Origin of the sequence: Streptomyces hoynatensis (genome assembly GCF_003626535.1) — a bacterium.
Taxonomy (GTDB): domain Bacteria; phylum Actinomycetota; class Actinomycetes; order Streptomycetales; family Streptomycetaceae; genus Streptomyces; species Streptomyces hoynatensis.
Genome location: NZ_RBAL01000010.1, coordinates 1 through 23,359, shown reverse-complemented (window position 1 = coordinate 23,359; position 23,359 = coordinate 1). Strand labels below are relative to the sequence as shown.

The window sequence follows — 23,359 nt, the reverse complement described above, 5'->3', positions numbered from 1 at the left end:
CGGCGGTCGCGAACTCGCGGCCGAGGACCGCGGCGGCCGCCCGGGCCTGCCCACCCCGCACCCGAGCCGTCCTCGCCGCCGCCCCCGCCATACGCCCCTGCCTGCCCTACGCCGCCGGGGGCCCTACGCCCCCGCGGGCCCTACGGCGCCGCCCGCCGGACGGCGTGACGCGTCAGGCGGCGTGACGCGTCAGGCGGCGTGGCGCGCCACTGACGGGCTCAGCCGACCGCCCGCTTCACGAGCGCGGCGATGCGCGCCTCCACCTCGGGCGTCACCTCGGTCAGCGCGAAGGCGGTCGCCCACATCGGGCCCTCGTCCAGCTTCGCCGGATCGTTGAACCCGAGCGTCGCGTAGCGCGCCTTGAACTTCTCCGCGCTCTGGAAGAAGCAGACGACCTTCCCCTCCAGCGCGTAGGCGGGCATCCCGTACCAAAGCCTCGGCGCGAGGTCCGGGGCGGTGCGGGTGACCACGGCGTGGACGCGTTCGGCCATCGCCCGGTCCGAGGGCTGCATGCCTGCGATCTTCGCGAGCAGGTCCCGTTCCGCCTCGGCGGCCTTCTCCGCCTTCGAACCGCGGCGCGCCGCCTTCTTCAACTCCTGGGCGTGCTCCTTCATCGCCGCCCGCTCCTCGGCGGAGAATCCCTCGTGTCTGCCGTTTTCGGCGTTGCTCATGATGCTGTTCCTCTGTGCCTTGCTCGACCTGCGGATCGGGAAGCACGGGCCGATTTTCCACGCCCCGGCCACGACCGCACCCGCCATTCTTCTTCGATTCCCGCACCGGAGCGCGGCATGGTGCCCCGTCCCGGATTTTGATTCCCCGTCAGGTTCCGCCGCCTTCCCTCCTTCCGCGGGAAATCACCGCCGAAAGGTACGCGGGCGGCACTTCCGCTCCGGCCGCACGCGCCTCCGGCCAGGGGCTTCGTGCCCGCCCCTCGCGAGAACGCCGACCGGGCACCGGCCTCCCGCGAGGCGGCCGGAGACCGGTTTCCGGCCCCGAAGCGTACCAAGAGGGCGCGCCCAAGGGGATGGTCGCAAGGAAGAACGGGCCCCCGCCGCCGCCACCCCGCAACGCCCATTCGCGGACGCCCCCGAAGGGCGGCCAACCCGCCCCGCATTCCCGGAATCCACCGCATGCCCTGCTTTCCCCGCCTGCCCGCCTCCCTCGCCTTCCCGAATTCCCCTTCCCGGCCTTCCCCGCTTTCCGCCTCCCTTCCCCTCCTTCCCCGGGAGCCGAAATCGCCGCCGCGTGAATCCCGCGATTCACGGCGCGCGGGTGGGGGCGGGGCCGATCCAGCGGCGATAGTCGTCCGCGTCGACATTGCTGCCGCACAGGATGGTGACCACGTGCCGGCCGGCGAACCGGTCGCGGTTTTCGAGGACGGCCGCGATGCCGAGCGCGGCCGAGGGTTCGACGACGAGGCCGGCCTGGTCGAAGAGCATCCGCATCCCGGCGACGATCGACGACTCCCGGACCAGGAGGGCGTCGTCGGCGACCAGGAGGAGGTCCTCCAGGACGGCCGCGAGGGGACGCCGGCCGGCGACGCCGTCCGCGATGGTGCGGGCCGAGTCGGTGGTGACGACGCGCCGCCTGCGCCACGAGTGGGTCATCGCCGGGGCGCCCAGCGGCTGGACGCAGATCACCTCGACCCCGGGCGCGAGGGCCTTCACCACGTGGCCCACGCCGGTGGCCAGCGCCCCGCCGCCCAGGGCGATCAGGACGGCGTCGAACGACGGCGCGCCCTGCACCAGTTCCAGGCCGATGGTCGCCGCGCCCTCGCAGGTCTCGATGTCCAGGGAGTCCTCGACCAGCCGGATGCCCTCCTGCCGCGCGAGCGCCGCCGCCCGCTCGCGTGCCTCCTCGAAGTCGCCGTCCACCAGTTCGAGACGGGCGCCCAGTGCGTGAATGCGATCGAGCTTGACCGCGGGCGCACGCCGGGAGGCCACGACGGTGACGTCGAGCCCCCGCGCGCGACCTGACCAGGCGAGGGCCTGACCGAGATTGCCCGCGCTGGCGCACACCGCGGCCCGCGCGCCCCTGCCGGCGAGGAGACTCGCGACCAGTTCGGTGCCGCGGGCCTTGAAACTGCGGACGGGATTGGCCGTCTCCACCTTGACGCTCACCGTGCACCCCAGACGGGAGCCGAGCGCCTCGCAGCGGTACAGCGGCGTGTCGAGAAAAACCGGGTCGATGACCCGGCGGGCCGCCCGGATGCGGTCGGTGTCAAGACGCGTCTTCGGCACGACCCGGCAGCGTACCGCCTTGCCGGCGCCGCTCGGCGCGGGCGAACTCCCGGACCACCGCCGCACGTTCCGGCCCGGCGGGCAGCCGCCGGCTCCCGCGGGCCGCCCCCGGCGGGCAGGGACATCCCCGCGCCTGCCGCGCCTCTTGACGCCTACATGTCACACCCCTTGAATAGGTCTGGACCAATCCCGTCGTGGCTCGTCCGCCCCGGCCGCGTTCGTGCGGCGTCCGGCTCGCGGGCGCCGCCGGCCCCTTCCCCCCTCTCTCCCCCCACCGAAGGAGCACCGCGTGGTCACCAGACGCTCGCTCATCGCCGCCGCAGGCGCCACCGGGGCCGCCGCCCTGGCCGGGGCCCTCCCCCTCGCCTCCCGCGCGTCGGCCGCGGCGGCCTCGTTGCCGATCAGCCTGCAGAACAACTCGGGCCAGGGGAACGTCTACGCCTACATCAGCGGCGCCGACACCTCGGGGTGGCCCGGGTTCGTCACGGCCGACGGCGTCTTCCACCGGCTGCAGAACCCGTCCGCCCCGGTCACCCCGACCGCCGACTACTCGATCCCGCTGGGCGCCTCGGGCTCCGCCCCGGTCCGCCTCACCCTCGGCCAGTACCTCATCGGCGGCCGGGTGTGGTTCTCGGCCGGCAGGAAGCTCCAGTTCTTCCGCAACCCGGGCACCGTTCCCGGGCTGGTGCAGCCCGCGCTCGTCAGCTCCGACCCCAACTGGCAGACGAACTGGACATTCTGCGAGTTCACGTACAACAGCGCCAACCTGTACGCGAACATCTCCTACGTCGACATGGTGGCCCTGCCGATCGCCATGACCAGCACCGGAAGCGCGGGCACCCAGACCGTCAGCCCGCTGCCCTCGGGGGCGCTGGCCGCCATCGCCTCGGGGCTGCGCAGCCAGCACGCCGCCGACGGCGCCCCCTGGGACCACCTGGTCGCCACCGACTCCTCCGGCGCGATCCTGCGGGTCATGGCGCCGGGCCACTCGCCCACCGACTTCGGCGGCTACTGGAACTCCTACCTGGACCGGGTGTGGAGCCACTACCAGTCCCACACCCTCACCATCGACACGCAGGGCGCGTTCGGCGCGTTCTCCGGCACCGTCTCCAACGGCGCGCTGACCTTCGCCGGGCTCAACACCAACGGCGTCCCGTTCACCAAGCCGAGCGCCGCCGACATCTTCGGCTGCGCCAGCGGCCCGCTGTACAACTCGGGCCCCGACGCCCGCGGCGCCGTCACCGCCCGCCTGGCCGCCGCGCTCAACCGCAGCAATCTCCTGGTCAGCGGCGGCGCCTCGCAGCCGAACGGCGTCACCCCCGCCCAGTACTACCAGGACCCGATCACCAACCACTACGCGCGCCTCGTCCACGAGCACGCGAACATCGGCTACGCCTTCCCCTACGACGACGTCGGCCCCTCGGGCTCCGCCCCCGTCGACGGCCACATCCAGGACCCCGCGCCCACCTCGTGGAGCATCTCCCTGGGCCCGGGCGGCGACTCGGGCAGCACCCCGCCCGGCGACGGGACCAGCGCCTACGCCACCATCCAGGCCGAGAGCCACAGCGCGCAGAGCGGCACCCAGACCGAGGCGTGCAGCGACACCGGCGGCGGCCTCGACGTCGGCTACATAGCGGGCGGCGACTGGCTGAAGTACTCCGCCCTCGACTTCGGCAGCGCCTCGCCCCGCCAGTTCGTCGCCCGCCTGGCCTCCGGCGCCGACCCCGGCGTCAGCGGCGCCATCCGGGTCCGCCTCGACAGCACCACGGGCCCGCAGATCGCCGAGATCGACTTCGCCAACAACGGCGGCTGGCAGAACTGGCAGACCGTCCCCGCCAACATCACCGCCGCCGCCACCGGCGTCCACGACGTCTACCTCGTCTTCACCAACGCGGGCGGCGACTTCGTCAACATCAACTGGTTCACCTTCCAGCACTGACCGCCCCCGCACCGCCCGTTCCCCCGCTGTCCGCGCCACGGCCCCCACCCCGAACGCGCCACGGCGCACGAGGGGCCGGCCGTGCGCGCCGGGACATCGCGCCCTTCTGCGCACACCCAGGCGCACCACCCGCGCGCACGGCCCGCGCGCACGGCCCCGCGCGTATGCCCCGGTCCGCGGAGCGGAGACGCTCACGGGTGCAACGCCTTTCGGGCGGCCGGTGGCGGGCCGGGGGAGGGGCGGCCGGCGAAGGGCCGGGCAGCCCTTCCGCCGAGTCGCCCTGCCGTCCTACATCGGCCCCCTGCGGGTGACGCTCAGCGCCCAGCGGTAGAGATCGGGGACGCGGAACGACCGGGCGTCGTCGTCGGCCTCATTGGGCGTGATGAGGCCGGCTTCCCTGGCCAACGCGATCAGGTCCTCGGGCGGTTCGCCGAGGGCATTGCGCAGCGCGTCCTCGCCGATGGGGGTGCGGCCGTAGTCCTTGAGAGCGTCGGCCACCACCCGGAGCTCCTGGAACTCCTCGTCCAGCAGGGCCGACAGCGCCGGCTCGCTCACCCGCTCCAGGCTGAGGGCGAGGCTGCGAGGGCGCAGGACCGAACGGTCGTAGGCGCTGCGCTTTTCCTCCTCCCGCTCCCAGTCCAGTGCGGCGGCGAACAACTGCAACAGCGCACGGGGGGAGTGATCGCCGTTGCCGTCGGCCAGGCGGTTCCACACCCAGTTCGAGGTGAATGCGGTGCGCTCGCCGCGCATGCGCTCGCCGACGAGTGAATTCCAGGCCGTGTCGACCTGTTCTGGGGTCCACGAGGCGACATCGTTCTCCACGAGTGACTCGTCCGCGGTGCGGAGGATGTCCCGGAAGGCGGTTGCGTGGACGGCTCGCTTGAGGACGACCTTGAAATACTCGCGCTGGTCCTCCCATTGAAGCCTGCGGGAGAGGCCGTAGAAATGGCTCTTGTTCTCGAAGCGGAGCCCGCTCCAGATGTCCTGACGCACGAAAATCTTGAGCCGGATTCCGGTGAACTTGGGGGCGAGGTCCGCCTGCTTCGCCAGGAGGCCGGCGATGGCCTGGGAGCGGCGTCTGCGCTGAACGGGGCTGTTGCCGAACGCGGTGTCGAGTCCGTCGAAGAGCAGAAGGAGTTGATTCCTTCCGTCGGCGTCGACCTTGCGCAGCCAGTCGGTGCACTGAAGGGCACCCATGGGGTCCCGCAGGACTTCCAGGACGGCCTGGGTGGCGGCGAAGTCTCCCGCTTCGAGATCCCGCATCGCGCGATGGGGGGCTCCGGCCTCGTCCGCGGCACCTTCGGTGCGATGCACCGCCAGCGCAATCAGGATTTGCCAAAAGGTGCCCCAGTCCTGGCCGCTCGTCGCAAGGTACTGGTCGATGGCATCGTAGTTGTCAGGACCGAAGGACCAGTCAGGCCGGTCCCGGAAGCTGGGGGTCGTGACGGCGACGGGAGTCCACCCCGGCAATTTTCCTGCGGCCAGCCACCGGAAGAGTGCCGTTTTGCCCGTGCCCTTGCGACCCAGGATCAGGGGAGTCTCGGGGTCGGCGGTCTCGCTCACCTGGCGGGTGACGACGTAGTCCTGGAGGAATTGGGCGCTGTCCAGCTCCTCGGCCGTGCCGGTGGAGAAGGACAGCTGTGCCAGAGTCGCGGCCTTGCTCTCCGAGGTCCGGCTCTGCAGGCTGCGCTTGGGGGCGGGCTCCGGAACGATCTGCAGGACCCAGTCGGCGATGCGGGCATAGGGAGCGAGGCGGACGCTGTCCGTGGCGACGGTGTCCGAGAAGGAGACCTCGGCGTTGTAGGGGACGACGTGAGTGATCTCTTCCGCGGTCAGCAACGGCGCGCCGTGGCGGGCCTCGTTGAAGGGCGCCAGCCACTTGTCGATCCAGGACTTCGCCCGGTCCGCCAGCCGGGGCGCGCTGTGCCCCGGGGGCATCGGCGACACGACGAAGCGTGGCTCGGGCGTCAGGCGAAGGGGTGTCCGGCGACGGGTGGTCGAGCTGAGCAGCGCGCCCGTCAGCAGCTCGGTGCCGTTCCGCGCCTGGCTGTGGGGGTGGAAGCAGACCACGGCCATGTCCGAGACGTCGAAGAGCAGCGGGGCGGCCACCGGGCTGACGCCGGTGCGGGAGTCAAGCAGAATCACGTCCGGGCGGAGCGTGGATTCCCGGGCGTCGTCGATCAGCCGATGCAGTGCGTTGACGCGTTCGCGATACCAGATTTCCGGCTCAAGGGAGCGGAGCCGGGCGGCGTAGGTACCGTCGATCCGGCCGGCGGGCATGCAGAACAGGCGGCCGTTGTCGTCGATCGGGACGACGTGGTCGAGAACCACGGGGTCCTCGCCGAACTCGTAGGCGAGAAGGACCGGGACCACGCCGCGGTCCGGCTGACTCTCCTGCGAGATGCCGAACAGGGTGTCCAGGCCGGGGGCTTCGAGGTCCATGTCGATGCACAGGACCCTCAGACCGTGTTCGGAGGCGAGGCGGCGGGCCACGGCCACCAGGGCGGTGCTGCGTCCGACACCGCCCTTGAGGCTGTAGAAGGTCACCACCGGAGCGGAGTCGAGGTCCTGGTCGAGATCGCTGGCGAACGTGATCCGTTCCGGCCTGGCCTTCTCGTCCCCGACGCGATCCAGCGCGGTTGCCCAGGCGGGGGGAGGGGCGGCCGTTGCCGCCAGGTCGCCGTACCAGGGGGCTTCGGATTCGGTCAGCAGCTCCCAGGTGTGAATCCGGTCCGCGATCCGAGGAGGCACCTGCTCCTGGACGCGGCTGCGGCGGTCCGCCTCGGCGAGAGTCTTCTTCGACTCGGCGAGCACCCGGGCCTCGGCGGCCCGCAGGTTCGCCACCTCGTTGAAGTTGCTCATCCCGCCCCTCCCGCCGACTACATCAGGTGATGATACGCGCACTCTCGGATGGCCTTCCGTTCCGCGGCCACCCCGCCCTCCCCGCCCCGTGGTGCGCAGGCACCAGGGTGGGCGGGGCGGCTGGTCCGGGTGCACCAGGGGAAGTGGGCCGCGGGAGACGATGCCGGGCGGGGCGCCGGAGGGGAGTGTGGGAGGTCCGTGATGTCCACGGATTCCCCCCTGCCCAACGGCGTCTGGAGTGATCGGCACGTGGTGGTATTTCCGGAACAGGCGGCGGGGCCGGGCGGTTCGGCCCGGGCCGCCGTCGACGGCCCCGCGGGGGCGGACCGGCCGCGCGGGCGGACGGGCCGCCTCGGGTGGCTGCCGATCGGCGCCCTCGGCATGCTGGCCCTCGCCCTCGGCACCCTCCAGTCGGTGCTGGAACCCGCGCTCCCGCTGCTGCAACGCGAGCTGCGGATCAGCCCGGCCGAAGGGGCGCTGGTCGCCAACACGCTGCTCGTCACCGGCGCGGTCGTCGCGCCCGTCGCGGGCAAACTCGGCGACCGCTACGGCGGAAAGCGCATGCTGGTCCGGCTGACGGCCCTCGTCTCGGCCGGTGGCCTGCTGGCCGGCCTGGCCCCGAACCTGCCGGTGCTGTTACTCGGCCAGGTGCTGCAGGGGGCCATGGTGGGCGCGCTGCCCCTCTCCTTCGTCCTGGCGCGCAAGCACCTGGCGGCGGGGGAGTCCCAGGTGGCGATCGGGGTGGTCAGCGCGCTGTTCACGGGCGGCGGCATGGTGGGTACGTCGCTCGCCGGGCCGATCGCGGAACGACTCACCTGGCACGGGATGTTCACCCTGCCGACGCTCGCGATCATCGCGGCGACGTGGGCCGTGACGCGGCTGATGCCCGACGATCCGCCGGCGCCCTCGCAGCACGGGATCGACTGGCCGGGCGTGGCGCTGCTGAGCGGCACGCTGCTCGCGTTCATGCTCGGGCTCGTCACGGTGACGAACGGCCTGCCGCCCCTCGCGGCCGGCGGCCTCGCGGTGGCCGTGGCGGCCCTCGCGACCGGGTGGGTCCTCGTCGAGCGCCGGGCGGCCGCGCCGATGGTCGAGCTGCGCATGCTGGCACACCCCGCCCTGTGGCGGGCCTGCCTGCTCACCTTCGTCATCACCACCGGCTCCGGCATGGTGCTCTTTCTGCTGCCGCAGCTGTTCGCGGTGCCGGCCGACGGCTACGGCTTCGGCGCCGACACCACCGACATCGGGCTGCTGCTGCTGCCGGGCGCGCTCGCCGGGGCGTTCAGCGATTCGGTCGGCGGGATCGCGGCGCGGCGTTTCGGACCGCGGGCCGTGGTCGTCGTGGGCGGCATCGTCACGGCGGTCACGCTGATCGCCCTCGCGGCGCTGCACACCGCGGCCTGGCAGCTCGTCCTCGCGAAGGTGCTGACCGCGTTCGCCGCGGGCGTCGCCACCACGGCGCTGCTCGCCGGCGCCGCCACCGCCGTGGAGGCCGGGGACACCGGCATCGCCACCAGCCTGCTCGTGGTGACGCGCGTGATCGGCGTCGCCCTGGGCGCCCAGGTCGCCGGCGCGATCCTCGACGCCGGGGCCGAGCCGGCCACGGGCCTGCCGGGCGAGTCCGCCTTCGTCACCGGCTTCGCCACCGCGGGCCTCGTCGCCGCACTGTCACCGCTCATTGCCCGCCTCACGAGGAAGGGAACCCCCTCATGACACCCACCGGCCCGTCGAGGGACGGAAGTGCCGCCGCGCGGCGCGACGTCACGCAACGCACCGGAGGCGCACCGCGCACCGGACGCGCCCAGCGCACTGGGGGCGCCCAGCGCATCGGACGCGCGCAACGCACCAGGGGCGCGCAACGCACCAGGGGCGCGCAACGCAGGGTGCTCATCGTCGGTGCCAGCATCGCGGGGCCCGCGCTGGCGTACTGGCTGCACCGGGCCGGATACGCGGTCACCGTGGTCGAGAAGGCGGGCGCGCTGCGCGGCGGTGGCTACCCGATCGACATCCGCGGCACCGCGGTGGAGGTGGTCCGCCGGATGGGGATACTGCCGCAACTGCGGGAGGCGCACATCGAGATGCGCCGCTGCACCTTCCTCGACGCCGACGGCGCCGAGATCGCCTCGGTCAGCGCGCGCGCCGTCGCCGGCGGCGTCGAGGGACGGGACCTCGAAGTCCGCCGCGGAGACCTGGCCGAGATCCTCTACGCCAGGGTGCGCGACGAGGTGGAATTCCTCTTCGGCGACTCCCCCGGCACGTTCGGCCAGTCCGAGGAAGGAGTCGACGTGACGTTCCGCAGCGGGCAACGGCGCACGTTCGACCTGGTGATCGGCGCCGACGGCATGCACTCGGCCACCCGGGAGCTCCTGTTCGGCCCCGAGGAACGGTTCCACCGCTACCTCGGCTACTGCTTCGCCCTCTTCACCATGCCGAACACCTTTGGCCTCTCCCGCGAGCTCCTGATGTGGAACGCCCCGGGGAAGGCCGCGGCCCTCTACGCCGTCGGGGACGGCGAGGAACTGCACGCCTTCCTGACCTTTCACCGTCCCGAGCCGCCGCTGGAGGCGCTCCGGAACCCGGCGGCCCAACGGGAGTTGGCCGCCACGGTCTTCGCGGGCGCGGGCTGGGAGGTCCCCGCCATGGTCAAGGCCATGCGCGAGGCGGACGACCTGTTCTTCGACACGGCCGGCCAGATCCGCCTGCCCCACTGGTCCCGCGGCCGCGTCGCCCTCGTCGGCGACGCCGCGTACGCGCCCTCGTTCCTCACCGGGCAGGGCTCCAGCCTCGCGCTGGCCGGCGCCTACCTGCTCGCCCACGCCCTGGCCACGCACCCGGACCACGCGGCGGCCTTCGCCGCCTGCGAACGCGACCTGCGCGGGTTCGTGGCCATGAATCAAGGACTGGTCGACAACGGAGGGGCCACTCTCTTCCCCACCACCTCGCGCGCCCTGGAGCAACGCAACGCCATGCTGCGCACGCTGGTCACCCTGCCCGCGGCGCCCGCGCGGCCGGCCCACTCCGCCCTCACGCTGCCCGCGCCCACCCCGCTGCCGTGACCACCCCCTGCCGTGACCACCCCGCGCCGTGACCACCCGCCCCGACGGCGTCGCGCCCGAACGGCCCTGCGCCGGAACGGCGTTGCGCCCGGTGGCCCGGCCGGCGGGGCCCCGGCCCGCGATCCCGCCCGGTCCGCGATCCCGGTACGGCCCGCGATCCCGCCCGGCCCGCGATCCCGCCCGGTCCGCGATCCCGGTACGGCCGAACGCGGCGCCCGCCCCAGGGGCCCGGTCTGCGCGCGGCTACGGGCGGCCGGTGCCGGGGCCGGTGCCGCCCTCGGGGCCGGCCTGGACCAGGCCCGTCCGGTAGGCGATGACGACGAGTTGCGCCCGGTCGCGGGCCTCCAGCTTGGTCATGGCGCGCTGCACGTGGGCGCGGACGGTGAAGGGGCTGAGGAACAGCCGCTCGGCGATCTCCTGGTTGGACAGGCCGGTCGCGACCAGGGCCACCATCTCGCGTTCGCGCGGGGTGAGCCGGCCGAGCAGTTCGGGCTGGTGCGGCGGGGCGTCGTCGGGAGTGGCCAGGAAACGGGCGACCAGGGAACGCGTCGCGGCCGGCGACAGCAGGGTGTCGCCGGCCGCGATGGTCCGCACGGCGTCCAGCAGCTCCTCGGCCCCGATGCCCTTGCCGATGAAGCCGCCGGCCCCCGCGCGCAGCGCCTGGGCGACGTACTCGTCGGTCTCGTACGTGGTGAGGATCAGGATGCGGCTGGCCCGCAGTTCCGGGTCCGCGCAGATCTCCGAGGTGGCGGTGAGACCGTCCATCTCGGGCATGCGGATGTCCATGATCACCACGTCCGGGCGCAGCTCCCGGGTGAGGCGCACCGCCTCCCTGCCGTCCGCGGCCTCCCCGACCACGGTGATGTCCTCGGCGCTGTCGAGAAGCAGCCGGAAGGCCCCGCGCAGCAGGGCCTGGTCGTCGGCGAGCAGCACCCGGAGCGTCACGGCGCACCCCCGGCCCCGGCCTCGCCCGCCTCCCCGGCCGCCGGGCCCTCCCCGCCCGCCGGCCCCTCGCCGGGTGGCGCCGCGTCCGTCCTCCGCGCCGCGTCCCTGGCGGGCGGGAGCGGCAGCCGGGCGGTGACGAGGAAGCCGCCCTCCGGGCGTCTGCCCGCGGAGAGCTGCCCCCCGACCGCGGTGGCGCGTTCCCGCATCCCGATCAGTCCGTAACCTGGCGCGCGCTCCGTGCCCCCGGCCGCGGCCGTCCCCCCGGCCGCGGCCGGTGCCGTACGGGCGCCCCCGCCGTCGTCGGCAACGGTGAGGGTCAGGTGATCGCGGTCCCAGGCGAGGCCCACCCGGGCGCGGTGGGTGCCGGCGTGCTTGGTCACGTTGGTCAGAGCCTCCTGAACGATGCGGTAGGCGGTGAGGTCCACGCCGGGCGGCAGCGGCCTGGCCGCGCCCTCCTGGTGCACCGACACCTCAAGGCCCGCGCGGCGGAAGGACGCGAGGAGCGTGGGGAGCCGGGACAGCCCAGGCGCCGGTTCCGCGGGCGCGGCCGCGTCCCCGGACTGGCGCAACAGGCCGACCGTGGCCCGCAGTTCGTGCAGGGCCTCGCCGGTGGTCTCGACGAGCTCCCGCAGGCTCTTGCGGGTCTGCTCGGGGCGGGCGTCGAAGAGGTGGGCGGCGACCGTGGCCTGCGCGTTGGCCAGGGTGATCTGGTGCGCCACGAGGTCGTGCAGTTCCCGGGCGATGCGCACCCGCTCCTCGGCCACCCTCCGGCGCGCCTCGCCCTCCCGGCTCTCCTCCGCCCGCCTGGCCCGCTCCTCCACGGAGGCCAGGTAGGCCCGCCGGTTCTGCACCGAGTGCCCGAGCACGCCCGCCACCAGCGGGAACGCCGCCACCGCCCCCATCCTGCTCGCGTCCTTCCAGGAGAGGGCGCCCACCACGGGGGCGAAGGCGACCAGCAGCGCCACGGAGGTGAGCGTCACCGCGCTCGCCGCGTGCCGCCGGGTGCGCACGGTGAGCGAGTACGCGCTGATCACGGCGGGCGCCACGATGAGCGGGCTCAGCAGGAGGCCAAGGGCCGGCACCAGCACGCCGCAGGCGGTGGTGGCCGCCATGGCGGCCAGCGGCGCCCGGTGCCGCACCGGCAGCACCGCGCAGGAGGCCACGGCGATGAGGTAGGCGGCGGCGGGTGGCGCGGCCAGCGTGCTGCCGTCGTCCTGCACCACGCCGCCCATCAGGCACAGCGCGAACGCCGTCGCCGTGATCGCCGCCTCCCGCCACCACCTGCCGCGTGAGCGCGGGGCACCGCCGTCCGTGTTCCCCATGGCCGAGTCAGCGCCTGCCGGCGGGAAGGTGCGGCACCGCGGCGTCCGGCGCGGGCGCGGAGGCGGGGACGCGCCGGCTCAGTGCCTCACCCTCGATGTCGACCTGCGGCAGCACACGGCCCAGGATACGGGGCAGCCACCAGGCCCGGTCGCCGAGCAGCGCCAGGACCGCGGGGGCGATCGCCATCCGGACCACGAAGGCGTCGAAGGCGACGGCGGAGGCCAGGCCGACGCCCATCGTCTGGATGGTCGGGTTGTTCATCCCGATGAACCCGGTGAACACGCTGACCATGATGATCGCCGCCGCGGCCACCACCCGGCCGCTGTGCCGGAAGCCGTTGACGATCGCCTCGGCGGGGGAGGCGCCCCGGACGTGGGCCTCCCGCATCCGGGCGAGGAGGAAGACCTCGTAGTCCATGGCGAGGCCGAAGACGATGCCGACGATGAGGATCGGCATCAGCGACATGACGGGCCCGGTCTGCTCGATGCCGATCAGGTCCGCCGCCCAGCCCCACTGGAAGACGGCGACGACGACGCCGAAGGCGGCCCCCACCGACAGCAGGAAGCCGAGCGCGGCCTTGACCGGGACCAGGACCGAGCGGAAGACCACCGCAAGCAGGAGCACCGCCAGCCCGATGACCACGGCCAGATAGGGCAGCAGGGCGTCCGACATGGCCTCGGAGATGTCGATGTTCATCGCGGTGGTGCCGGTGACCAGGACGGTGGCCCCCGTGTCGGCCTCGACGTCCGAGACCGCGCCCCGGATCGCGTGCACCAGCTCCTTGGTCTCGCCGCTGTTCGGCGCGGTCCGCGGGACGACGGTGAGGACGGCCGTGTCCCCGGCGTCGCTGAGCACCGGATCGCCGACCGAGGCGACCTGGTCCATTCCCCCCACGGTCTCGGCGACCAGGTCCGTGGTGGCCGGGGCGTCCGCCGCCTCCGGCACGTCCACGACCACGGTCAGCGGCCCGTTGAAGCCGGGGCCGAAGCCCTCCGACAGCAGATCGTAGGCGCGGCGCTGGGTGGTCTCCACCGGCTTCGACTCGTCTCCCGGCAGCCCGAGTTCCAGGCTCAGCGCCGGCAGGGCGACGGCGCCCAGACCCAGCCCGGCGACCACCAGCACCGCCACCGGCCGGCGCAGCACGAACCGCGCCCAGCGGGCGCCGAGCCCGGGCCGGCCGGCCGCGGCGGGCGCCACGTGCGGGCGCCCGCCGCCCCGCCGGGCGGCCTCGCCGGCGGGCGACGGCCTCCTTCGCCACGCCCTCCGCCGCGCCCCGGCGGGGGACACCCGCCTGCCGAAGAAGCCGAACAGCGCGGGGACCAGGGTCAGCGCGACGAGTACGGCCAGGGCCACGGCACCCGCGCCGCCCAGGCCCATCCTGGTGAGTTCGGGAATCCCGACGACCCCGAGGCCGGCCAGGGCGATGAAGACGGTGGCGCCGGCGAAGACGACGGCGGAACCGGCCGTGCCCACGGCCAGGCCGGCGGCCTCCTCGGGCTCGCTGCCGCGGGCGCGTTCCTCGCGGAACCGGGAGGTGATGAACAGCGCGTAGTCGATGCCGACCGCCAGGCCCAGCATCAGCGCCAGGATGGCGACGGTGGAGGTCAGGCCCAGCGGGGCGGCCAGCGCGGAGACCAGGCCGAAGGCGATGGCCACGCCCAGGAACGCGGTCAGCAGCGACAGCCCGGCCGCGGCCAGGGACCCCAGGGCGAGGACCAGCACCACCGCCGCCACCGCCACGCCGACCAGCTCCGTGGTGCCGCCGGGCGACACCTCCGCGTCCAGGGCCGAGCCGCCGATCTCCACGGTCAGCCCCGCCTCCCTGGCCTGGTCCGCGGCGTTCTGGAGGGCGCTCTTCGCCGGCTCGCCCAGGTCGACGGCGTCCGCGGTGTAGGTGACCGTGGCGTAGGCGATGGTGCCGTCCTCGCTGACGGCGCCGGCCGCAAAGGGGTCGTCGATCGACGCGACCTGATCGCCGCCCTCCAGGGAGCCGAGCGCCTCCTCGACGGCCGCCCTGGGCTCCCCGGCCGTCACCCGCTGCCCGTCCTGGGCCTGAAACACCAGGCGCGCCTCGGCGCCCTGGGCGTTGCTCTCCGGGAAACGCTCGTCCAGCAGGTCGAACGCCTTCTGCGACTCGGTGCCCGGCATGGACAGGTCCTCGTCCTGCGCCTCAGGCGCCACCGCGGCGGCGACCAGGGCCAGCACCAGCGCCCCCAGCCACACGCCACCCACGAGCCGGCGCCGCCGAAAGGCCCACCGCCCGACCCGGTAAAGAATCGCGGCCACTTGTCGATCACTCCAGACACCGCTGAGCAGGGAAAATCCGTGATTTTCACGGCCCTCCCACACTCACCCCCCGGCACCCCGCCCGGCATCGTCTCCCGCGCCCCACTTCCCCTGGTGCACCAGGACCAGCCGCCCACCCGCCCTGGTGCACCCGCACCAGGCCCCGGGGGTGCGGCGCAGCCCCCGGACTCGTCCGGGCGGCACCTCGACTACGGTGCCCCCGGGGAACGCCGAGCGCGGGAGGCGGGAGCGGTGGCGCGCAGCGGACCGGGCCGCGCGCCGGTCCGCATCCCGGGAAACGCCCGCACGCTGCGTCCTGAGCGCTACAGTCTGTCGTGGAGTCGCGCTACAGTCCCCTGGAGTCGTGTGGTTACACCATGGGGGTGGGTGACGGTGGCGCGGCCCTCCGACTGGAGCCCGGTGGACATGGATTCCGATCCCACGCCGGGCGATCCCGAGCAGATCCGGGAGCTGGCGGAGTCCTTACAGACGTTCGCCGACGATGTCGGCGAGGCGCTGGCACAGATCCGCAGCATGGCTTCCGACGGGGCGGTGCAGGACTGGGCGGGTCTCTCCGCCGAGGCGTTCCGCTCGGAGTTCGACGAAGTTCCGGGCAACCTCACCAAATTGCAGACCTCCTATGACCTGTGCGCCCAGGCCCTTTCCGCCTACTGGCCCCCACTCGACACCGCCCAGGGCATGGCCGACCGCGCCCTCCAACGCGCCCTCGAAGCCCAAGCCGATCTGACCACCGCCCAAGGTCAACTCGCCGACGCACAGGACTGGGTCACCCGCGCCGGCCAGGAATCCGACCGCCTCCAGCACGAAGACCACGGCAGCAGCGCCCCGCCACCCGACGAGGCCCAGGTCCGCGCCGCCACCCGCAACGCCCAGGCCGCACACGACGCCGCCACCGCAGCCCAAACCCGCGTGGAGGACGCCCAGCAACGCCTGGACGCCGCCCGTGAACTCGCCCGCCAGGCCCGCGACATGCGCGAGGATGCCGCCCGCACCTGCGCCCAGGCCATCGACGAGGCGTCGGACGCCGGCATCCACAACCGCCACTGGTGGGAAGACGCCATCCACTGGGTCACCGAAAACTGGGACACCATCGTCGCCGTCTGCAAGACCATCGTCGCCGTTCTCGGCATCGTCGTCATGATCATCGGCGGCCCCCTCGCCTGGGTCGTCCTCGCCGCCGCCCTCGTCGTCCTCGCCGACACATTGATCAAATACGCCAACGGACGCGCATCCCTGTGGGACGTCGCCTTCGCCACCCTCGACTGCATCCCGGGCTTCAAGGGCCTGACCACGGCCGGCGGGCTGTTGCGGATGGCCAGGGGAGGCCTGACGGCGATCCGGACCGGGCTGGGCAGGATGAGCACCGCCGTGCGCGGGCTCAGGGCCGCGATGCGCCAGGACGCCGCGCCGATGCTGGTGCGCGTCTGCCGCAACGACCCCATTGACATCGCCACCGGCGAGATGGTGATGTCGCACAGCGATGTCGCCCTGCCCGGCGCTCTTCCGCTGGTGCTGGAGCGCGCTCACGTCTCGTCCTACCGCGCCGGCCGTTGGTTCGGGCCGAGTTGGGCCTCCACCCTCGACCAGCGCCTGGAGCGTCACGAACACGGAGTGGTCTACGCCTCCGCCGACGGGATGCTGCTTCGCTATCCCGTCCCGGAACCGGGAGTGCCTGCCCTGCCCTACGAGGGACCGCGATGGCCGCTCTCCTGGGACGGCGCAGCATCCGGCGAGATCCGGGTCAGCGTTCCCGAACGAGGGCTCACGCTGCACTTCGCCGCTCTCCGGGACGGCGGTGAGCCACCGGGCACCGCTGACGTGATGCCGCTGCGGCGCGTCCGGGACCGCAACGGCAACGGCTTCGAGGTGGCGTTCCGCGATGGCGCGCCCACCCAGGTCGTGCACAGCGGCGGCTACCGTATCGGTATCGACACCGACGGCGGCCGGATCACCGCGCTGCACCTTCTCGGCGCGGACGGGAGCGATCCGGTGGCGCTCGTGCGCTACGGCTACGACGAGCAGAGCCGGCTGACCGAGATCGTCAACTCCTCCGGGCTTCCGCTGCGACTGGCGTACGACGGCGAGGGCCGGATCACCAGCTGGCAGGATCGCAACGGCTCGCGCTACCGCTACGAGTACGACCAGCAGGGCCGTTGCGTGCGCACCATCGGTCCCGACGGCTTCCTCAGCGGCACCTTCGCCTACGACGCGGACAGCAGGACGACGGTGTGCACCGATTCGCTCGGCGCCACGACGTCCTTCCAGCTGAACGAGAACTTCCAGGTCGTACGCGAGGAGGACCCGCTTGGCGGGGTCACCCTCCAGGAGTGGGACGCGGACGACCGGCTGCTGTCCCGCACTGACCCGCTGGGCCGCACCACCCGCTACGACTACGACTCCGCCGGCAATCTCGTGCAGGTCGTGCGCCCCGATGGTGCCGTCTCGACAGCGGAGTACACGCCGTCGGGGCAGCCCGCCGTCCTGGTGGGGCCGGATGGCGCGAGATGGTGCCACGAGTACGACGATCGCGGGAATCTCACGGCGATGACCGGCCCCGCCGGCCACACCACTGCGTACTCGTACGACGACCACGGTCACCTCACTTCCCTGACCGAACCGGGCGGCGCCACCATCCGGTTCCAGCCCACCGCATCCGGCCTGCCCCAGGCGGTGACCAACGGCCGAGGCGCCATCACCCGATACGTCCGGGACGCCTTCGGACGAGTGACCGAGATCATCGACCCCGACGGCGGGGTGACCCGGTTCGGCTGGACGGTCGAGAACAATCTGGCCCTGCGCGTGACCCCCGATGGCGCCACCGAGCGGTGGACCCATGACGGTGAGGGCAACGCCCTCACGCACACCGCAGCCGATGGCTCCGTCACCCGCTGGACGTACACCCACTTCGACCTGCCTGCCGCCCGCATCAATCCGGACGGCAGCCGCCTGGACTTCACCTACGACACGGAACTGCGGCTGACCCGTGTCCGCAATGCCATGGGCCAGTCGTGGACGTACGCGTACGACCCCGCGGGACGGCTCATCGGCGAGACGGACTTCAACGGCTCCTCCCTCGCCTATTCCTACGACGCGGCGGGACAGCTGGTCGAACGCACCAACGCCGAGGGGCAGAGCGTCCGCTACGACCGCGACACCAACGGCCGGATCGTGGCAAAGGAAAGCGCCGGTGCCCTCACCCGCTTCCGATACGACGAGGCCGGGCACCTGCTCCACGCCGCCAACCCGGACGTGGAACTCGCGTTCACCTACGACCAGGCCGGACGAGTGACCACCGAGACCTGCAACGGCCGCACCCTCACAAGCATCTACGACGGAAACGGCCGCCGCATCGAACGCCGCACCCCCGCGGGTCCTTCGGCCACGTGGACATGGACGCCGGATGCACCGGCCACGGTGACCACGGCCGGCCACACTGTCGCCTTCATCCTCGACCCGATCGGGCGGGAGACCGAACGCCGGCTCGGCCACGGCGCCGTGCTCACCCAGCAGTGGGACGGCAACCACCAGCTGATCGCCCAGACCTTGCTCTCCGCCACGACCCGGCAGCCCCTGGAACACCGCGCCTACTCCTACAATCCCAGCGGCCAGCTGGAGCAGATCCACGAACTGCACGCCGGAAACCGAAGATTCCACTTCGACCCCAGGGGCCGGGTGGAGTCGGTGGACGGCACCGGTTCCACCGAGCAGTACGCCTACGACGATGCCGGAAACGTCATCCGCGCGATCTGGCCGGCCGGAACCGGCGGAACCGGCGACGAGGTCCAGGGAGACCGCACGTTCTCCGGGACCCTGCCACGGCGCGCCGGACGGACCTTCTATCACCACGATGCGCAGGGCCGCCTGATCAGGCGCAGCCGCAAACTTCTCTCCGGCGGCAGCCTGACCTGGCAGTTCACCTGGGACGCCGAAGACCGGCTGACCGAGCTGCGCACCCCGGACGGGACCCGCTGGCAGTACCTCTACGACCCCCTCGGCCGCCGCACCGCCAAGCTCCGCCTGGCCGAAGACGGCACCGTTGCCGAACGGACCGACTTCACCTGGGACGGCAGCCGGCTTGCCGAGCGGACCCACACCGCCGAGGGCTCCGACGAGGTGCGCACCACCTCCTGGACCTGGCAGCCCGGTCTCGACCGCCCGGTCACCCAGACCGAACGCACCACGCTCAAAGACGCGCCGCAGGAAGAGATCGACGAACGGTTCCATGCCATCGTCACGGACCTGGTGGGCAGCCCCACCGAACTTGTCGACGGCGATGGCCGGATCGTCTGGCGTGGCAGAACCACCCTGTGGGGCAAGGATCTCCCCGGCGCCGGCGGCACCGCCGACTGCCCGCTGCGCTTCCCCGGTCAGTATGACGACAGCGAGTCGGGCCTGCACTACAACTTCTTCCGCTACTACGACCCCGACACCGCTCGCTACTGTTCCCCTGACCCGCTCGGTCTCCTCCCCGGACCCAACCCCCACTCCTATGTCCACAACCCCCTCACCTGGACCGACCCCCTCGGCCTGTCCGGATGCCCTGAACTCTTCTACCGCGCCATGTCCAAGCGGGAGTTCCAGCGACTGGGCCCGAACGGCGAAATAACCCCGCGCGGTGAGAACTTCGTCACCCAGAACCTCGGCTACGTCGAGCAACTCCGCAACAGATTCCTGCGCCAGGCCGGCCGCCGCGGCCAGGCGTACACGCACCTCGTCCAGTACGAGATGCAGCCCGGTACCCTGGACGCCCTGATCCGAGCCGGCCGCGGCTCAGGAGACAACCTCGCCGCAATTCGCTCGGAGTTCCCCGACATCCCGCTCAACTTCGCCGAAGAGATCGGCAGCAGCACCGACTTCGTCCATGTGAAACTCGAGCTGGGTGGCCTGAACTTCGGCCTCCGAGAGGGATCGGCCGATGTGTTCAACTCCAACATCATCAGTCACAACCTGATCGACGTGGTAGAGAGGTAACGTGGCACCGCAGCACAATCGCAACGCCGAACCCCCGGCCGGGAATCAGGCCCTGATCGACCGGGTCGACCTGCTCCTTGGCGCCGGATTCATCGGCGACGAGAAGGCCGCCCGCATCGTCGAATCCGTTCCCGAAACCCCCGGTGCCATCGTCGACTGGCTCCAGCAATTCGCCGCCGCGGAAGACTGGCGACGATTCCGCAGATTCGCCCTCCTCGCCGGATCGATCAAGCCACCCGGCCTCGCACCCGTCATCCGCGAGGCACTCGACCGCACGCCCACGCCCGCGGAAGTCAATCGCGAGGATCTGGTGGAAATCCTCGGCGAGATCCGAGATGCCGCGGCAGTACCCACCCTGCTGCGTTTCTTCGAGGAAACCTGGCCCAAAGAAGCACCGTTCCACTCGGCAAGCGTCAAGAGCATCCAGGCCCTCGGAACCATCGGCACCCCCGAGGCCCAACAGGCGCTACGCGGCATCGCCACCAACGACCGGTATGCCAACCCCCTGCGCTGGTACGCCGCCATCGAGCTGGAAATCGAGGACGAACTCGGCTTCGACGAAGACGAGATGCTCAATGGCCAGTGAGCAAGCGGGGAGTCGCCAGTTCCCCGGTCGAGCCGAATCTTCCGCCGCTCGACCAGGACCGGCCACGGGACCAGTCCACCCCGCACTCCTGCACAAGCGCCCTTGAACGCCGAGCGCGGGAGGCGGGAGCGGTGGCGCGCAGGGTGCTGATCGTCGCCTACGACGAGGCGCAGATTCTCGACATCGCCTGCCCCAGCGGCGCGTTCGAGGCCGCGAACGGCTACGGTGCCGCGCCGCCGTACGCCATCGAGCTGGGGACGGTCGGCGGGCGGGGCGTGCGCAGTTCTGCGGGTATCGGGGTCGGGGGCGGCAGGCGGCTCGCGGCCGTGGCCGGGAAGCTGGACACCCTCCTCGTCGTCGGCGGCCCCGGGCACGAGAAGGCCGCCGGGGACGAGCGGCTCGTCGCACAGGTGAGGCGGCTGGCCGGGACGGCGAGGCGGGTGGCGGCCGTGTGCACGGGGGTGTTCGTGCTGGCCGCCGCCGGTCTCGTGGACCGGCGGCGGGTGACCACCCACTGGCGGTACAGCGCGGACCTGGCCGCCCGCCACCCCGCCGTCGCTGTCGACCCCGCGCCGCTGTACGTGCACGACGGCCACGTCTACACCTCCGCCGGGGTGACCAGCGCGCTGGACCTGACGCTCGCACTCATCGAGGAGGACCACGGGCCGACCCTGGCCCGGCAGGTCGCCCGCGAACTCGTGACGTACCTGCACCGGCCCGCCAACCAGGCGCAGATCAGCATGTTCCTGGCCGCCCCGCCCGGCGGGGACCGGCTGGTCGGAGACCTGCTCGGGCACATCAACGGCCACCTGGCCGACGACCTCGGCACGCGGACCCTGGCCGCCCGCGCCGGTGTGAGCCCGCGCCACCTCGCCCGGCTGTTCGCCCGGCACCTCGGCACGACCCCGGCTCGGGCCGTGCGGGCCGCCCGCACCGAGGGAGCGGCGCATCTGGTGCGTTCCAGCGGGCTGCCCCTGGCCGCCATCGCCCGCCGATGCGGCTTCGGTTCTGCCGAGACGCTACGGCAGGCGTTCCTCGATCACTACGGGGTCACAGGGGACAGGATCCGCAGGATGCCGGACATGCCGCCGCCGCGGGAGAGGCCGGGCGCCCAGACTCCCGGAACATGACGCACACGCAGACGAACTCGACGACGCGCAGGGCAACCCTGGGCGGGGCGGCGGCCGTTGCCGCCGCGGCGCTGGGCGTGGGACTCCCGGCCAAGGCCGGCGCGGCCGCCGCCGGGCGCCGGACGCCGGGCCCCCGGATCGGAATCCTCCTCTACGACGGCTTCAGCCTGCTGGACCCGACCGGTCCCGCCGAGGTGCTCTCCCGGCTGCCCGGGGCGACCGTCACGATGCTCGCCGAACGCCGCGGGCCGGTCCCGGTCCGCACCGACACCGGGGACGTCGCCGTCGTGGCGGACCGCTCGCTGGCGGAGGCCGGCCGGCTGGACGTCGTGCTGGTCCCCGGGGCCGGAAACGACGGCACGATCGCCGCCATGGAGAACCCGGCCATCCTCCGCTTCCTGCGGCAGGCCCACCGGCACACCCGCTGGACGACCTCGGTGTGCACAGGCTCCCTCGTCCTGGGCGCCGCCGGCCTGCTCGGCGAGCGGGCCACGACGTACTGGGCGTCCAAGGACTACCTGGAGTCGGCCTTCGGCGTCACCTACGTACCCGAACGCTACGTCCACGACGGCAGGATCATCACGGCCGCGGGGGTCTCGGCCGGCCTCGACCTGGCGCTGTACCTGGCCGCCCTGCTCACCGGCGACACGATCGCCCAAGCCGCCCAGCTCGCCGTCGAATACGACCCGCACCCGCCGTTCGACGCGGGCAACGCCGCCGAGGCCACCCCGGAACGGAAGGAACTGGCCCTGCGGCTGCTGGAGGAATCCCAGCGCCGGGTTCCGCCGGGCCACAGCCGGTCTTGACCTGGCAGAACCCCCGGTTTGCCGGCCCGGGGCACTCCGGGTGCCGCCCTGCGGTACCCGGACCGGTACCCCCGGCCGCCCCGCGGCACCCGGACCGGCCGCCCACCCGCCCCGGTGCCCACGCACCAGGCCCCCGGAGGCCGTCGTCCGTGTCGGCACCATGCCCGCGCCCCGGCGGCGGCTGGGTCCTCCCCCTGCCGGCGGTTGAGCGGCGACGGTCAGATCTTGATGACGGTGATGCGTCCACCGCTCAACGCGGCGAGGTCGTCTGGGGCGGAGGTGAGGATGGTTGCCGGACCGGGGGCGGCGAGGGCGGTGGCGGTGAGCATGGCGTCGATGGCGTGCGTGTGCCCGTGCAGTCCCGCGTCGGCGAGGAGGGTCGCGGCGTGCCGGGCGATGGCCTCGGTGACGGGTTCGATGACGAGGCGGGAGAGGGTCCACTCCAGAGCCGGCCGTTTGATACGCGGGTGCACGACTTCGACAAGCGTTGCGGCGGAGGTGATGACGCGCAGGTCGTCGGCGCGGGCAAGGGCGAGCCAGGCGATGACCGCGCGGTCGCGAAGGACGGCCTTGGCCAGTCCCTCGCTGTCCAGGGCGAGAGTGCCGCCGGGGGTGGCGGTGGGACGCGTCATGCCGCGTATGACTCGCCGGTGTGCTGCTCGGCGCGGGCGCGGTGAAGTTCGTCGCGCTTGGCCTGGATTTCTTCTTCGGCGATGGGGCCGTGTTCCGCCTCGGCGACGCTGATGAGCTCGTTGAGGTTGTCCCGCTCGATCTGCCGGGCGACGGCCGCGGCCACGTAGGCGGACAGTCCGGAGGGCCCGCTGCGGGCGCGGGCGGCCTCGGCGATGTCCCGCGGCATGGTGATCGAGTATTTCCGGGTGGGCTCGCTCATGCTCCTTATGCTACCGCTCATGCCCCCGATCTCCGCCTCACCGCCGACCCGGCGGCCCCACGGCCTGCGCCGGTGATCCACGGCGGCCTCCGGGGCGGGCGGAACTGGGACAGCGCGAATGCCGTCATCTCCTTACGGCAAGGGTGGCGTGTTGATTGGCCCGGGCCGTGGGCGCGGTGGGATGCGGGTGTGGGCGGGTGGTGCTGCGGGGTGTCGTGGCTGGGCGCTACGGTGGTGGTGAGGGTCACTGTTTGTGTGGGGGAGGGGATGTCTGGGTGATTGAGGGGGAGTTGGTGGCGTTG

At 72.7% G+C, this 23,359-nt stretch carries 15 protein-coding genes; 7 read left to right on the top strand and 8 right to left on the bottom strand.

What is annotated here, in order from left to right; translation table 11 throughout:
• Positions 1–218: 218 nt before the first annotated feature.
• Positions 219–671 carry an iron chaperone gene (locus D7294_RS17980; RefSeq protein WP_120680960.1) on the bottom strand — a complete coding sequence of 151 codons (453 nt, stop codon included), beginning with the start codon at positions 669–671 and terminating at the stop codon, positions 219–221.
• Between the two features lie 588 nt (positions 672–1,259).
• Positions 1,260–2,240, bottom strand: a complete 981-nt coding sequence (locus D7294_RS17975) for a threonine ammonia-lyase (protein ID WP_120680958.1) — start codon at positions 2,238–2,240, stop codon at positions 1,260–1,262.
• A 289-nt stretch (positions 2,241–2,529) separates the two neighbouring features.
• Between D7294_RS17975 and D7294_RS17970 the strand changes: the two genes are divergently transcribed.
• Positions 2,530–4,179: a beta-1,3-glucanase family protein gene (locus D7294_RS17970; RefSeq protein ID WP_120680956.1), complete on the top strand. Its 1,650-nt coding sequence runs from the start codon at positions 2,530–2,532 to the stop codon at positions 4,177–4,179.
• A gap of 288 nt (positions 4,180–4,467) precedes the next feature.
• Here the strand turns inward: D7294_RS17970 and D7294_RS17965 are convergent, their stop codons facing one another.
• Complete coding sequence (locus tag D7294_RS17965; RefSeq protein ID WP_147450857.1) at positions 4,468–7,083, bottom strand: tyrosine-protein kinase family protein; 2,616 nt, start codon at positions 7,081–7,083, stop codon at positions 4,468–4,470.
• Positions 7,084–7,422: 339 nt separating this feature from the next.
• Between D7294_RS17965 and D7294_RS17960 the strand changes: the two genes are divergently transcribed.
• Together D7294_RS17960 and D7294_RS17955 are read left to right on the top strand one after the other, a co-directional pair.
• Positions 7,423–8,754, top strand: a complete 1,332-nt coding sequence (locus tag D7294_RS17960; RefSeq protein ID WP_120681292.1) for an MFS transporter — start codon at positions 7,423–7,425, stop codon at positions 8,752–8,754.
• A 170-nt stretch (positions 8,755–8,924) separates the two neighbouring features.
• Positions 8,925–10,097 carry an FAD-dependent monooxygenase gene (locus D7294_RS17955; protein WP_241562447.1) on the top strand — a complete coding sequence of 391 codons (1,173 nt, stop codon included), beginning with the start codon at positions 8,925–8,927 and terminating at the stop codon, positions 10,095–10,097.
• Positions 10,098–10,340: 243 nt separating this feature from the next.
• Here the strand turns inward: D7294_RS17955 and D7294_RS17950 are convergent, their stop codons facing one another.
• The 3 genes from D7294_RS17950 to D7294_RS17940 are packed head-to-tail and all read right to left on the bottom strand — an operon-like array spanning position 10,341 to position 14,651.
• Complete coding sequence (locus D7294_RS17950) at positions 10,341–11,042, bottom strand: response regulator transcription factor (RefSeq protein ID WP_120680950.1); 702 nt, start codon at positions 11,040–11,042, stop codon at positions 10,341–10,343.
• Positions 11,039–12,364, bottom strand: coding sequence for a sensor histidine kinase (locus tag D7294_RS17945; protein ID WP_120680948.1), 1,326 nt, complete (start codon positions 12,362–12,364; stop codon positions 11,039–11,041). The genes D7294_RS17950 and D7294_RS17945 overlap by 4 nt, the downstream gene beginning before the upstream one ends.
• A 7-nt stretch (positions 12,365–12,371) precedes the next feature.
• Positions 12,372–14,651 carry an MMPL family transporter gene (locus tag D7294_RS17940; RefSeq protein WP_120680945.1) on the bottom strand — a complete coding sequence of 760 codons (2,280 nt, stop codon included), beginning with the start codon at positions 14,649–14,651 and terminating at the stop codon, positions 12,372–12,374.
• Between the two features lie 387 nt (positions 14,652–15,038).
• Between D7294_RS17940 and D7294_RS17935 the strand changes: the two genes are divergently transcribed.
• From D7294_RS17935 to D7294_RS17920, 4 genes are all read left to right on the top strand, one after another.
• Complete coding sequence (locus D7294_RS17935) at positions 15,039–19,643, top strand: DUF6531 domain-containing protein (RefSeq protein ID WP_120680943.1); 4,605 nt, start codon at positions 15,039–15,041, stop codon at positions 19,641–19,643.
• Between the two features lies 1 nt (position 19,644).
• Positions 19,645–20,229 carry a HEAT repeat domain-containing protein gene (locus D7294_RS17930; RefSeq protein WP_120680941.1) on the top strand — a complete coding sequence of 195 codons (585 nt, stop codon included), beginning with the start codon at positions 19,645–19,647 and terminating at the stop codon, positions 20,227–20,229.
• Between the two features lie 143 nt (positions 20,230–20,372).
• Entirely contained in the window at positions 20,373–21,359 is a 987-nt protein-coding gene (locus tag D7294_RS17925; protein WP_120681290.1) for a GlxA family transcriptional regulator, read from the top strand.
• Complete coding sequence (locus D7294_RS17920; protein ID WP_120680939.1) at positions 21,356–22,165, top strand: DJ-1/PfpI family protein; 810 nt, start codon at positions 21,356–21,358, stop codon at positions 22,163–22,165. The genes D7294_RS17925 and D7294_RS17920 overlap by 4 nt, the downstream gene beginning before the upstream one ends.
• Positions 22,166–22,383: 218 nt before the next feature.
• On the opposite strand, the gene D7294_RS17915 is transcribed toward D7294_RS17920, so the two are convergent.
• Both D7294_RS17915 and D7294_RS17910 read right to left on the bottom strand, forming a co-directional pair.
• Positions 22,384–22,797, bottom strand: coding sequence for a DNA-binding protein (locus D7294_RS17915; RefSeq protein WP_120680937.1), 414 nt, complete (start codon positions 22,795–22,797; stop codon positions 22,384–22,386).
• Positions 22,794–23,057 carry a CopG family transcriptional regulator gene (locus tag D7294_RS17910; RefSeq protein WP_120680935.1) on the bottom strand — a complete coding sequence of 88 codons (264 nt, stop codon included), beginning with the start codon at positions 23,055–23,057 and terminating at the stop codon, positions 22,794–22,796. The genes D7294_RS17915 and D7294_RS17910 overlap by 4 nt, the downstream gene beginning before the upstream one ends.
• Between the last annotated feature and the right edge of the window lie 302 nt (positions 23,058–23,359).